Consider the following 12,760-nt stretch of genomic DNA (forward strand, 5'->3'; position numbering starts at 1 on the left):
GTATGCTTAACTTACTAAATGTTTTTTATAACTTGATTTAGCATTTATGGTTAATAATAAAGGATGATAAAAATGGCAAGAATTTTAATTGTTGAGGATGAAAAGAATTTAGCTCGCTTTGTTGAGCTGGAATTGAAGCATGAAAAGTATGACACTGTCGTTGAAGGAAATGGTCGTAAGGCCTTAGACCTTGCTTTAAATGAAGATTTTGATGCGATTTTGCTTGATTTAATGCTTCCTGACTTAAATGGCTTAGAGATTGCTCGACGGGTTCGTCAAGTTAAGAGCACACCAATCATTATGATGACTGCTCGTGATTCAGTGATTGATCGTGTATCGGGCTTGGACCATGGTGCGGATGATTACATTGTTAAGCCTTTTGCAATTGAAGAACTCTTAGCTCGTCTGCGTGCTGTACTTCGTCGCGTTAAGATTGAAAAAGAAGCTTCTGATGATTCAGTCGAAAAGAAAGTAATTAAGTTTAAAGACTTAACCATCGAGACTGCTAATCGTATTGTTCGTCGTGGTGATGGCAAGGCTGTTGACCTGACTAAACGCGAATATAACTTACTGATGACATTAATTAAAAATAAGAACAATGTTGTTAGCCGTGATCAGCTGTTATCCAAGATTTGGGGACCAGGTTCTAACATTGAAACCAATGTTGTAGAAGTTTATGTTCGTTACTTACGTAACAAAATTGACATTCCCGGACAACAATCATATATCAAAACCGTTCGCGGCACCGGATATATGGTGAGAGACGAAGATGATGAAAAGAAGTAAAGACAAAAGCAAAAAAGAGACCAAACACTCGTCATTAGTTGTACGTTGGGTAACTATCGTCGCTTTGACGATTATGGTCTCTTTTATTGTATTTTCGGTAGCTGTTTACTCTTTTGTGGGACAGCAGTCAATTGCGCAGCAAAAAACAACCTCAGAAGAAATGGTGGTTAAGCTAAATGAAAGTTTGAATAGAATTCCGAATGAATTACAAATTTCAAATGTTGTACCAGCTTTAACTCCGTCAGCTCGTCGTGTCTTACAAGGAAATCCGCCGATTGGTCAAGGGGAACACCCCGGCAGTGCCTTCAATGATAATCTGCTTTCGTCGCTTACTAATCCTGACTTAAACGTTGTTGTTTATAATTTGGATAAAGAAGACGTTTTTGATAATGGAGGTGTGATTCCTCAATATAAAAGCTTCAAGGGCGACTACTTAATGGAGCGAGTCTTTAAAGGTCGCCGGCAGGAGTTGATTTCTTATCAAAAAGTTAGGGATATTCATAGTGGTAAGCTAACTGGATATATTGTAGTAGCAAATAAGATGTCTTACTATAATGGACTTATGAAAAACTTGCTCAAACGAATGGTACTCATCTCAGTTGTGGCCATTATTCTGTTTACTCTAATTGCGTTTGTAATTGTTCGGGGTATTGTTAAACCAATTAAAGAAATGTCTCGGGTAGCAATGGAAGTTAACGCCGATCCAAATAGTACAGCGAGAATTAGTAATTTTCACCGTAACGATGAATTGCAAGAACTTGCCGTGTCATTAAACCAAATGCTTGACCGTATGCAACGTTATATAGACCAACAAAAAGAATTTGTTGGTGATGTTTCGCACGAATTAAGGACACCGGTTGCTGTAATTGAGGGTCACCTGAATTTACTAGAACGCTGGGGCAAAGATGATCCTGAAATTCTTGAAGAATCAATTTCTGCCTCTTTGCAAGAAGCTAAAAGGATGCAACATTTGATTCAAGAAATGCTTGACTTGACTAGGGCAGAACAAATTAATGTTCAGTATCCAAACAAAGTAACTAATGTTGCCGAAGTTCTAAAACGTGTTGCAGGCGATATGTCAATGGTTCACCAGGACTTTGAAGTTAGTCTTGATATGGATGATTTACCTCAGGATACAGAAATTCAGATTTATCACGGTCACTTAGAGCAATTATTAGTTATTCTAGTTGATAACGGTATAAAGTATTCAACGAATCGAAAAGAAATAAATATTTCTGCTGGTTTAGTCCAAAATGAGGTTCATATTATTGTTCAAGATTTCGGAGAAGGAATCTCTAAAGAAGAACAGGACAAAATCTTCAATCGCTTTTACCGAGTTGATAAAGCAAGAACTCGGGAAAAGGGTGGAAATGGTTTAGGGCTTTCAATTGCTCAAAAACTAGTTCATAGTTATCATGGCAAAATCAGTGTCGATTCAGTTGAGGGTCAAGGAAGTCAATTCATGGTAGTTTTCCCATCATTAACTAAGAAGCAGGCAAAAAGACTCCGCGAACGGGATGAAGCCGAGGGGAAATCAGAACAAAAATAGTATATTCAATTCAAATATAAAAAGGTCGAATGTTTCTTAAATAAAACAATCGACCTTTTTTGTTTAAATTATTCGTTAAACTCGTTAGGGTTTTTTGTGTTGCTTACCCTTATTACGATTACGCAAGTTTTCATGAAGTTCTTCGGTTTGTTTAGCTACTTTTGGAGCTTGGACTTTTTGATTAAGTAGTTCGTCAACTTTAGCTTGAGTAACAATTTCCTTAATCGGCTCGTTCTTCAGTTCTTCATCTACGTCTCTTTTTACTTTTGGCATGATTACAAAAGTCACAATCAGTTGTTGGATAACTGAAAAGAAGTTTCCTGCAGCCCAATATAAAGCTACTGATCCTGAAACCGATAGAGAAATAAACAAAGTCATAATCGGGTTCATTAACATCATTGATTGCATCTGTTTCTTTTGTTCTTTAGGAATGCCAATTAATGAAAGATAACTTTGTAAAAAGGCAAAGAGAGTTGCAATGATAGTTACGGCAATTGACCTCTCACTAAGTGAAATCCCAAAGAAAAATGAATTTGCCAGGACCTTTGAATACATAACCGCTTGGTAAATACCAATCATGATTGGGAACTGGATGATAAGAGGAAGACACCCCATTCCACCCATCAAAGATATGTTGTTTTGCGAGTACAATTCACGCTGCCAGCCTGCTAAGGTCATTTGTTGGTCCTGAGTGAGATCTTTTCGCTTCATTGTATCTTGAATCAACTTCATCTGAGGTTGAAGGCGAGCAGTTTTCTCTTGTTGAGTAGTTGATTTTTTCTGCTGGTTGAGCATAAGCGGTAATAGAACAGTTCTAACCACAAAAGTCATTAAAATGATCGCCCAACCTGCACCGTTATTTCCACCAATCATGTTAGAGAAGCTAAGCATGATATTCTGCAACGGTTTACCAATAAATCTGTAGATTGTACCGTAAAAGAAATCTGTCGGTGGCTTGTACGCCCCTCTATTGTTTTGCGCACAAGCTGTAACAAATAACATGACTGCCAAAAGTAGGGCAGCTAATCCGATATATTTTCGAAATTTTTTCATTCAATTCACCAATTTTTTCTAGAGTCAATAACTAATATAATACATGAAAACCGTTCATTTTGCCCATATTTGTCAGTTTTTCTTTTTCAACGGTAGAAATTCTGGCCGATGGTGAGACATTTTTAGGCAATTCTTTAAGAAATTGGTTGACGCGATCAAGGCTAGCCTGTAAAGTGATGGTTACAGTTTGGTCGCTATTATTACAAACACTGCCATTCAATCCCATTTGTTTGGCCAAGTTTAAAACACTCCAACGAAATCCAACGCCTTGGACGATTCCAGATACAATGAGCTTCCAAGTTTCTACTGGAGGCTCACTTGGTTTTTTGTTGTTATCATGATTGCTGAATAAACCCATAATGCTTCCTTTCTACGTACATTACCTAAATTTTACCATTTTATCCAATAAATTTTACCCTATAATAGAATTTGAAAGAAGATGTTTGACTAATGGAACAGATTAGTTCAGTTAGTAATAAAATAATTAAAGATCTAGCAAAATTAAAACAAAAAAAGTACCGTGAAGAAACCGGCTCGTATATGATTGAAGGTTTTCATCTAATTGAGGAAGCTCTTAAGGCAGGGAAGAGCTACGTTTATTTACTTGGAACCGAGTCTGCTCTTAGTCAAGTTAATGCTGATTATGAAGCAAGTTTAGTTGATAAAAAGACCATTTTAATTAATTCCGCTATCGCTAATTATTTATCCAGTACTAAAAATTCCCAAAATATTTTTATGGTTTTGAAAATTGCTCAGCCTAAAGATTATCCCTTCAATTATGGTAAGTGGGTATTATTAGACAAGATTGCAGATCCTGGCAATGAAGGTACAATTATCAGGACAGCTGATGCAGCAGGGTTTGATGGCGTAGTTTTGGCACCAACATGTGTCGATTTGTATAACCCTAAGACGCAACGGGCAATGCAGGGAAGCCAGTTTCACATTAATTTGATAATTGCAGATTTAGCTACCGTGATTACAAAGTTGAATATTAATGATATACCAGTTTACACCAGTATATTAGATAAAAATGCTAAGCAATTACAGGACTTTGCACAAGTTGAGCAGCTTGGCATAGTAATTGGAAATGAAGCTCATGGTGTTAGTGATGAAGTTGCGCAACTAAGCAATGAGAAACTATATATTCCTATTAAAGGAAAAGCTGAGTCGCTAAATGCTGCTGTAGCGGCTGGAATAATTATCTATCATTTTGCTTAAACGTTAGTGCTTGTTTTTAGTAAGTTCTTTTTTTATAATGAATTATTATGATTTCTTTGCTGTGGGAGGAATAGTCATTATGGGTCAAGATGATAAAGCCAACGAAAATGTTGACTGTCAAGGCGCTGATTATGAAATGTGTCAACATTTTATCAATGCTTTTCAAGTTATTGGTAAAAAATGGAATGGTCTGATAATTAGTTCCCTGTGTGCTGGCAAATATATGCGTTTTAAGGATTTATCTAGCTGTGTAAGAGCCTGTTCCGATCGCGTTTTGGTTGAACGACTAAAGGAACTTGAGAAGGAAAACATCGTTAGTCGTTCGGTTGACGAAGAAACCAAGATTATTTCATATGGTTTGACCAAAAAGGGTGCGGATTTACAGCCTGTTTTTGACCAAATTCATGATTGGGCAGATAAGTGGGTATAATAAATATTTACTTGCATGTTTTTAAAAAAAGAATTATTCTATTAATTAATTACGAAGAGTAAGACTAGTAACAATTTCCATTTATTAGAGAGACTTTTTTATTAAGCTGAAAGAAGAGTTTAAATGACCTTGTGAATTTCATCTTACTAGTAGGATCTAATCAATTCCGGTATTCACCGTTATCGAAGACTTGAGTGTGGGCTTATTGTTAGCTCAAACTAGGGTGGTACCGCGAAGCTTCGTCCCTTTTGGTAGGGACGGAGCTTTTTGTTTGAAAGGAAAAAGAAGCATGGATTTATTTGATAGGCTAAAAGAATTGCGTGACAATGGTTTAGCTGAAATTGAAAAAGCTAAAACTGAAGACAAGTTAAATGATGTCCGCGTTAAACTTGTTGGTCGTAAAAGTGAATTAACTGAAATTCTACATTCAATGAAAGAAGTCGAGCCTGAAAGAAGGCGTGAAGTCGGTCAAGATGTTAACAAGTTGCGCGATTTGTTTAATCAAAAACTAGATGAAGCTAAAAGTGAAATTGCTGAAAAGCTAGTTGAAGAGCAGCTTGCAAAAGAAAAAATTGATGTTACTTTACCGGGAAGATCAAATCATTTAGGAGCCAAGCACCCAATTAACATCATTCTAGATGATTTGGAAAACTACTTTATTGGAATGGGTTATCAAGTTGTGCAGGGTCCTGAAATAGAAACTGATCATTACTGTTTTGAAATGATGAACTTGCCTAAAGACCACCCGGCGCGAGACATGCAAGAAACATTTTATGTTGATCCAGAGGATCTTTTACGTTCGCAAACTTCTGGGGATCAAGCGCGGGTGTTAGAAAAGCATGACTTTACTAAAGGTCCGTTAAAGATGGTTGGACCGGGTAAGGTGTACCGGCGTGATGATGACGATGCAACTCACTCCCACCAATTTATGCAAATGGAAGGTTTAGTTGTTGACGAAAACATTACTATGGGTGATTTAAAGGGAACGCTTGAACTGATGACTAAGCATGTTTTTGGTCAAGATCGCGAAACTCGTTTACGGCCAAGCTATTTCCCATTTACTGAACCATCGGTAGAAATGGATGTTTCATGCTTTAACTGTGATGGTAAAGGATGTCCGATTTGTAAGTACACTGGATGGATTGAAGTGCTTGGTGCAGGTATGGTTCACCCTAATGTGTTAGAAAATGCTGGCGTTGACTCTAACCAGTATAGTGGATTTGCTTTTGGCGTTGGACTTGATCGTTTTGCAATTCTTAAATATGGCATTGATGATATTCGCGATTTCTATACCAACGATGTCCGTTTTTTAGAACAATTCAGTAAGGAGGAAAAATAATGCTAGTTTCATATAATTGGCTGCAGGATTTTCTAAAGTTAGATCAAGATCCAAGTGATTTGGCTGAAAAAATCACGCGTACGGGTGTTGAAGTTGCTGAAGTAAAACATCCCCAAAAAGGATTGAAAAAACTTGTAGTAGGACACATTATCGATTGTGAACCCGTTGAAGGTACTCACCTTAATGTTACTCATGTTGATGTTGGTGAGGAAGAACCTCATCAGATTGTTTGCGGCGCTCCTAATGTAGCTGCCGGTGAAGACGTTATTGTCGCTCTTCCAGGCGCACGCATTGCCGATAATGTGAAAATTAAAAAGGGTAAATTACGTGGTCTTGAATCTAATGGAATGATTTGTGGTCTTCAAGAAATCGGTTTTGCTGATAATCTAGTACCTGAAAAGTATGCTAACGGAATTTATGTTTTTCCTCAGGATGCAGATGTCAAACCTGGTCAAGAGGCGTTTGAACCATTAGGTATGGATGACTATATCTTTGACTTTGATATTACACCTAATCGTGCTGATACTTTGTCAATGGAAGGCGCGGCATATGAAGTGGGAGCAATTATTGATGAAGCAGTTAAGCTGGAAGATGTAGTTTTAAAAGCCGACGGTCCGGATTGGACGACTGACTTTGAAGCTGAGGTCGATCCACAACTTGCTCCGAAATTTTATTTACGCAAAATTAGTGGAGTTAAAATTTCTGATAGCCCGCTTTGGATGCAAAAACGTTTATGGAATGCTGGAATTCGGCCAATAAATAATGTAGTTGATGTCACTAATTATGTAATGCTTTTGACTGGCCAGCCAATGCATACTTATGATGCTCGAGCTTTTGAAAGCGGCAAGCTTGTGGTTAGAAAAGCTGAAAAAGGCGAAAAGTTAACACTTCTTAATGATAAAAACGTTGATCTTGATCCCAATGACATTGTAATTACAAATGGTGAAGAAGTTGTAATGATGGCCGGAGTCATGGGTGGTCTTAACTCCGAAATTAAAAACGATACCACAGATGTAATCCTTGAGTCGGCGATTTTTGACTCAACACTAATTAGAAAAGCTGCTTTGCGTCATGCGAACCGAACTGAAGCTTCAAGTCGATATGAAAAAGGTGTCAATTGGGATGCGACTGTGCGAGCTCTTGATATGGCAGCTTTACTTTTGCGCAACGATGCTGCTGGCACTATTAACGAAGGCGTAATTACAGCTACTGCTAAAGAGCGAAAGCAGGATATTATTCATACAACTGTTTCTTACCTTAATAAAACTTTGGGTACAGAAATTTCCTCAACTGAGATTAAACACATTTTCGACCGCCTTAACTTTAAATTTCAATTGAGCGGTGATGATTTAACTGTTGAAGTACCAGCAAGACGTTGGGATGTTGCTATTCCAGCCGACTTAGTCGAAGAAGTTGGTCGTCTTTACGGTTATGATAATATTGCGTCTACCCAACCAGTTTTGCCAGAAACACATGGCGGGTACTCATTAGAAGAAGAAAAAATAAGACGAATTAAGAGAGTTGTTCAAGGTCAAGGGCTAGTTGAAGCAATCTCATATTCGTTAACTTCTCCTGAAAAAGCCATTTCCTACACTAAGGAGCCTAAAAAATTAGTTCAGGTTCAGATGCCATTAAATTCAGGTCGTTCCACCTTAAGACAAAATTTAATGACCGGTTTAATTGATGCCGCTAGCTATAATATGGCGCGAAAACAAAATCAATTAGAGATTTTTGAACAAGGTCGGGTTTATGATTTTGAAGGCAATACCTATAATGAGCATGAGCATTTGGCTGCTCTTTATACAGGGAATGTTTATTTTGAAAACTGGCAACACAAAAATGACCCGATTGATTTCTATTATGTTAAGGGACAATTAACTAATTTATTTTTAGCAATTGGCATTAATCCTACGAAACTAGAATATAAGTCTGAAATAATTAAATCAATGCATCCTACCCGGACAGCTGGCATTTATCTTGATAATCAATACCTTGGAATGATCGGAATGATTGGTTACGAAGTAACAAGGACAAACAAGGTTATGAAAGGTAAAGAAATTTACGGCTACGAGTTAGATCTTGACGTAATTGTGCCATTAATTACTAACCTTAAAACGATTGCAAAAACAGCGCCTAAGTTTCCACCGGTTGAACGGGACTTATCAATTTTAGTCGAGAAAGACATCACTAGTAGTCAAATTGAAGCATGTATTAAAGCTAATGGTGGAAAATACTTAATTAACTTACCGGTAGTTGATGTATACCAAGGTTCGCATATTGATAATAAGAAAAAGAGTCTGACATATCGCTTGATTTTCTTAAATGAAAAAGATACTTTAACTGATCAAGTAGTTAATGAAGCGATGGACCAAATTACGCAAGGTTTAGAAAATCAGTTAAATGCTGAAATTCGTTAGAGGTTGACTTTGAAGTCGTAAATCAATATTATTAATCAGTGCAAAAGAGAATTTAAACTTTAGGGAGCAGAAAATTTTATGCCTGAGAAATCATATCCAATGACTGCTGAAGGTAAAGAAAAGCTTGAAGCAGAATTAAAGAATTTAAAACTTGTTAAACGTCCAGAAGTAATTGAGAGAATTAAGGTTGCGCGTTCTTATGGTGACTTGTCTGAGAATTCAGAGTACGATGCCGCTAAAGATGAGCAAAGCCACCTTGAAGACCGCATTAACGTGGTTGAGGAAATGTTGAAGTATGCCCACGTTGTTGACTCAAATTCTACTGATCCGGATGAAGTTGCTGTTGGTAAAACAGTTACTTATACTGAGGTTGGAGAAGACGATCCAGAAACCTACACAATTGTTGGTAGTGATGAATCTGACCCATTGAGTGGTAAAATTTCCAACGATTCACCTATTGCCCAAGCGATTTTGGGTAAAAAGAAAGGCGAAACAGTTACTATTACCACGCCAGGCGGTAAGTTTGATGTCGTAATAACTGAGGTAAAAGAATAAACATTAATTTATTTTTAGACAGTTTGAACAAGATTTAATTAAAAGCAAAAAACAGATTACTTTATGGTAACCTGTTTTTTACTTTAAACACTTTTGTTTTTTAGCGGCTAGTGAAATAACGGTAATCACTGCTTTTATCAAAAACTACGCCACGTGCATTTGCACCATTTGAAATTGAAAATTCCACATTTGGATAATGTTGGCGAACTTTATCTTCTAAAAAGTCACGCATCATTGTATTGTTAGCTAAAACCGAGCCGGTTAAAGCAATTTTCATTGGTTTTGGATCTTCATAGCGATCCATTCCGATAGTAATGTCGCGTGCCAATAATTCAGCTTGTTCTTTAATTACAGCGGTCGCATCTGGATCGCCACTATCAGCTAATTTAGCCACACTTACTGCCATTGAAGCAACTTCAGGATTGGTTAACTTATAAAATTTGGCCGTTGCATCGACAATGTTATCTGTTTTGAAAAGATCATTAAACATGGGAATTAGTTGATTATCTTCGCGTTTATCCCAGCTTAAAAGGGCAGCTTTTAATGCGGTAAGTGCAATTGCATAGCCAGAGCCCTCATCGCCTAAAATAGCACCGTACCCGCCTGTTGTTATAATGCGACCATTTTGTAAGCCGTTAAAGACAGATCCAGTTCCTGCAATTACCAATCCACCGTCTTCTCCTTCAAGACCGCTATATAAAGCGAGCAGAGAGTCGGTAATTGCCCTGGTAGGTAAGTTATTAATCTTAGCTGAAATTTCTGCTGCAACTTCGGCAGCATGGCCAATAACTGACAGACCGGCTATGCCACATAAAACCCGTTGGCAATCACCATTAATTTGATCAATCAATTGGTTAATTGCTTCAGTGATGTTACTAATTGCAGTATCATAGTTAGTGTTAACCTGACCTGGACCCGCTTCGCTGCTTTTAAGTTCTTGGCCATTCAAATCGTAAGCAATAGCAGTAGTATGGGTACCACCGGCATCGACCCCAATTTGGTATTCAAGTGTCATATTTTAATCTTCTTTCCATTGTATTTATCCATTTATTTTATTACAAAAAAAGCAAATACAGAAGAACTTTTAGTATTGATACTGAGATTATAAACACCTGCTTGATTAGTAAGTTTATCTTTTAAACCAATTTCTATTTATAATCTGTTTAAAATTTTATCAAAGCTCGATTTAATAGATAGAATTGCATCTTGGTTTTTGTTAAAATAACTCTAGTTTAAGTGAGGTTCGAAGTACGTGAATTTTTTTAGAAAAAACCGTGATAATAACGATTCAAAAACCCAGTCTTCAACGCCAATTAGAATGAAAATAATTCTGGCGATTATTTTTGTGCTATTTGCAACTTTAATTGGTCAGCTCGCTTACTTACAGATAGGTTACGGTTCTCGTTTTAAAGCTGAAGTTCAAAAGTCCAGTTCGGCAGTCGTTTCTAGCCAGGTTCCGCGCGGAATTATGTATGATAGTAAGGGACGGGTTCTGGTTGGCAACAAAGCCAAAAATGCAATTACTTATACCAAGAGTGTATCGACAACCACTGATGATGTATATTCGATCTCCAATGCATTGAGTAAATACATTCACATAAAAAGTGAAGAGCCAACTGAACAACAGGTCATAGATTATTATCTAGGCAATAAAAACAATAGTGCCGAAGAAGCTGCAAAAGTACCTCAGTCTATTCGTAAGACTGAGAATGATGAGCTAATTAATGCCAGAATTCAGGATCAAGTTCGTCAAAAGCACCTTAAGCTGAGTGAACGGCAAAAAACAGCGGCCTTAATTTATAATAAAGTCTCTGGCGCTTACACGCTTTCAACAATTTATGTAAAAAATGATGGTTTAACCGACAAGGAGATTGCCGAAGTCGGTGAGCATCTATCTGAACTGCCAGGTGTCGGAATCGGAACTGATTGGCAAAGATCTTATCCGAACGGCTCGTCAATTCAAAGTATTATCGGTTCCGTTTCGACTGAAAAAGCAGGACTACCAAGTGACAATCTACAATATTATTTGACTAATGGTTATTCAAGAAACGACCGGGTAGGAACTTCGTATCTAGAAGAAGAATATGAGCCACTTTTAAAAGGGTCTAAGGCCACCAGTAAAGTATCAACTAAGTCTTCTGATGGGATTGAGCAAACTAAGTCGCTATATTCAGGTCAAGCTGGCGCAAGTTTGGTATTAACGCTGGATGCTAAATATCAAAAACAAGTTCAAGAATCTTTGCAGAGAATTTACTCTGCGGCAATTGCTTCTGGGGCGGCACGCTATTCTAACGGTGCCTATGCAGTAGCAATGAATCCTAAAACTGGTGCTCTCTTAGCTGTAGCCGGCATTAGCCGTGATCCAAAGAAAAATAAAACGACTAACAACGCTCTTGGCGTAATTAATCAGGCATTTGTTATGGGATCTGCTGTTAAGGGTGCAATGGTCAGCGGTGGTCTGATTAACAAAGTAATCACGCCTACTAATAACGTCTTACCTGAAACGCCAGTTTATTTACCTGGTACTCCAATTAAGAAATCAGTTTATCCAGTTGGAACATTTGGTTCGCTAGATGCTTCAACTGCACTAGAAGTATCTAGTAACATCTATATGATGCATTTAGCAATGAATTGGGTTCATGCTAAATATGTCCCTAAGGAGTTTATCAGTATGCCGAATTCGGCTTTTGATACTTTGCGTCATAACTTTAATATGTTCGGCTTGGGACAAAAAACTGGTGTCGATTTACCAGGAGAAATTTCCGGAATTCAGGGTAGGTCGTTTAATGAACACGGAAATATCCTTTCCGGTTCAGTCCTTGACTTGTCATATGGTAACTATGATGCTTATACGCTAATGCAAATGGTGCAATATATTGCAACGATTGCAAATGGCGGTTACCGCATGCAGCCGTATATTGTTCAATCAGTTGGTCGTACAGCCAGTGACGGTAAAACGGTAAACATTGACTATAACAAAAAACCAAATGTGCAATTGCGCATTCCGTGGACACGAAGCGAGTTAGAAATTGTTCGTCAGGGTTTTTGGCGTGTGGTTCACGGAACAAACACATGGGGAACTGCTCATAAGCTGAAGAATGTTAAACCATCGATTTCAGGTAAATCAGGAACTGCCCAAACATTTTATTATGATCCTGATAATCCTAATCAAAAAAATCCGCCTGAGTTAGTTAATGCAACCTTTGTTGGCTATGCACCTTCCGATAATGCTGAGATTGCTACTGCAGTTATTTTTCCAGGTTTAGACCCTGATTTAGAAGGTTCTTACACTTTGCAGATGACCAAAGAAATGGTTCAAGATTACTTTAAGTTGCATAAAAAATAGAAATTTGAGAATTTCTCTGGTAAATAGTTTAGAGAAATGCTAAACTTATACAGTCAGAATAATGAAA

The 12,760-nt window shown here is 37.5% G+C and carries 11 protein-coding genes and 1 other annotated feature; of the genes, 8 read left to right on the forward strand and 3 right to left on the reverse strand.

Going from position 1 to position 12,760, the window contains the following annotated elements; all coding sequences use genetic code 11:
* Positions 1-72: 72 nt before the first annotated feature.
* Positions 73-786, forward strand: a complete 714-nt coding sequence (locus tag AC2JF9_RS06965) for a response regulator transcription factor (protein ID WP_500726367.1) — start codon at positions 73-75, stop codon at positions 784-786.
* Positions 773-2,335 (forward strand): HAMP domain-containing sensor histidine kinase, encoded by a 1,563-nt coding sequence (locus AC2JF9_RS06970; protein ID WP_500726437.1) that lies wholly within the window; start codon positions 773-775, stop codon positions 2,333-2,335. Before AC2JF9_RS06965 ends, AC2JF9_RS06970 begins: the two co-directional genes overlap by 14 nt.
* A gap of 84 nt (positions 2,336-2,419) precedes the next feature.
* Here the strand turns inward: AC2JF9_RS06970 and yidC are convergent, their stop codons facing one another.
* Both yidC and AC2JF9_RS06980 read right to left on the reverse strand, forming a co-directional pair.
* Positions 2,420-3,388 carry a membrane protein insertase YidC gene (yidC, locus tag AC2JF9_RS06975; RefSeq protein WP_500726369.1) on the reverse strand — a complete coding sequence of 323 codons (969 nt, stop codon included), beginning with the start codon at positions 3,386-3,388 and terminating at the stop codon, positions 2,420-2,422.
* Between the two features lie 31 nt (positions 3,389-3,419).
* A complete protein-coding gene (locus AC2JF9_RS06980; RefSeq protein WP_500726371.1) occupies positions 3,420-3,746 on the reverse strand; it encodes an acylphosphatase in 327 nt (108 codons plus the stop codon).
* 92 nt (positions 3,747-3,838) lie between these two features.
* Between AC2JF9_RS06980 and AC2JF9_RS06985 the strand changes: the two genes are divergently transcribed.
* From AC2JF9_RS06985 to greA, 5 genes are all read left to right on the forward strand, one after another.
* Complete coding sequence (locus AC2JF9_RS06985; RefSeq protein WP_500726373.1) at positions 3,839-4,606, forward strand: TrmH family RNA methyltransferase; 768 nt, start codon at positions 3,839-3,841, stop codon at positions 4,604-4,606.
* A gap of 79 nt (positions 4,607-4,685) precedes the next feature.
* Positions 4,686-5,036, forward strand: coding sequence for a winged helix-turn-helix transcriptional regulator (locus tag AC2JF9_RS06990; RefSeq protein ID WP_500726375.1), 351 nt, complete (start codon positions 4,686-4,688; stop codon positions 5,034-5,036).
* Positions 5,037-5,081: 45 nt separating this feature from the next.
* Positions 5,082-5,286 (forward strand) — a binding site (T-box leader).
* 39 nt (positions 5,287-5,325) lie between these two features.
* Positions 5,326-6,375 carry a phenylalanine--tRNA ligase subunit alpha gene (gene pheS / locus AC2JF9_RS06995; protein WP_500726377.1) on the forward strand — a complete coding sequence of 350 codons (1,050 nt, stop codon included), beginning with the start codon at positions 5,326-5,328 and terminating at the stop codon, positions 6,373-6,375.
* Positions 6,375-8,792, forward strand: coding sequence for a phenylalanine--tRNA ligase subunit beta (gene pheT / locus AC2JF9_RS07000; protein ID WP_500726379.1), 2,418 nt, complete (start codon positions 6,375-6,377; stop codon positions 8,790-8,792). The genes pheS and pheT overlap by 1 nt, the downstream gene beginning before the upstream one ends.
* A gap of 78 nt (positions 8,793-8,870) precedes the next feature.
* Positions 8,871-9,347, forward strand: a complete 477-nt coding sequence (greA, locus tag AC2JF9_RS07005; protein ID WP_500726381.1) for a transcription elongation factor GreA — start codon at positions 8,871-8,873, stop codon at positions 9,345-9,347.
* Positions 9,348-9,447: 100 nt separating this feature from the next.
* Here the strand turns inward: greA and AC2JF9_RS07010 are convergent, their stop codons facing one another.
* Complete coding sequence (locus tag AC2JF9_RS07010; protein WP_500726383.1) at positions 9,448-10,362, reverse strand: N-acetylglucosamine kinase; 915 nt, start codon at positions 10,360-10,362, stop codon at positions 9,448-9,450.
* Positions 10,363-10,599: 237 nt separating this feature from the next.
* On the opposite strand from AC2JF9_RS07010, the gene AC2JF9_RS07015 reads away from it, so the two are divergent.
* A complete protein-coding gene (locus AC2JF9_RS07015) occupies positions 10,600-12,693 on the forward strand; it encodes a peptidoglycan D,D-transpeptidase FtsI family protein (protein WP_500726385.1) in 2,094 nt (697 codons plus the stop codon).
* The last annotated feature ends 67 nt before the right edge of the window (positions 12,694-12,760 follow it).

Source organism: Lactobacillus sp. C449L (assembly GCF_059900815.1).

Coding starts and splice junctions, on each gene's coding strand:
- AC2JF9_RS06990 (WP_500726375.1), top strand. CDS start 4,686: ATGGGTCAAGATGATAAAGCCAACGAAAATGTTGACTGTCAAGGCGCT.
- greA (WP_500726381.1), top strand. CDS start 8,871: ATGCCTGAGAAATCATATCCAATGACTGCTGAAGGTAAAGAAAAGCTT.
- AC2JF9_RS06965 (WP_500726367.1), top strand. CDS start 73: ATGGCAAGAATTTTAATTGTTGAGGATGAAAAGAATTTAGCTCGCTTT.
- AC2JF9_RS06970 (WP_500726437.1), top strand. CDS start 773: ATGAAAAGAAGTAAAGACAAAAGCAAAAAAGAGACCAAACACTCGTCA.
- pheT (WP_500726379.1), top strand. CDS start 6,375: ATGCTAGTTTCATATAATTGGCTGCAGGATTTTCTAAAGTTAGATCAA.
- yidC (WP_500726369.1), bottom strand. CDS start 3,388: ATGAAAAAATTTCGAAAATATATCGGATTAGCTGCCCTACTTTTGGCA.
- AC2JF9_RS06980 (WP_500726371.1), bottom strand. CDS start 3,746: ATGGGTTTATTCAGCAATCATGATAACAACAAAAAACCAAGTGAGCCT.
- AC2JF9_RS06985 (WP_500726373.1), top strand. CDS start 3,839: ATGGAACAGATTAGTTCAGTTAGTAATAAAATAATTAAAGATCTAGCA.
- pheS (WP_500726377.1), top strand. CDS start 5,326: ATGGATTTATTTGATAGGCTAAAAGAATTGCGTGACAATGGTTTAGCT.
- AC2JF9_RS07010 (WP_500726383.1), bottom strand. CDS start 10,362: ATGACACTTGAATACCAAATTGGGGTCGATGCCGGTGGTACCCATACT.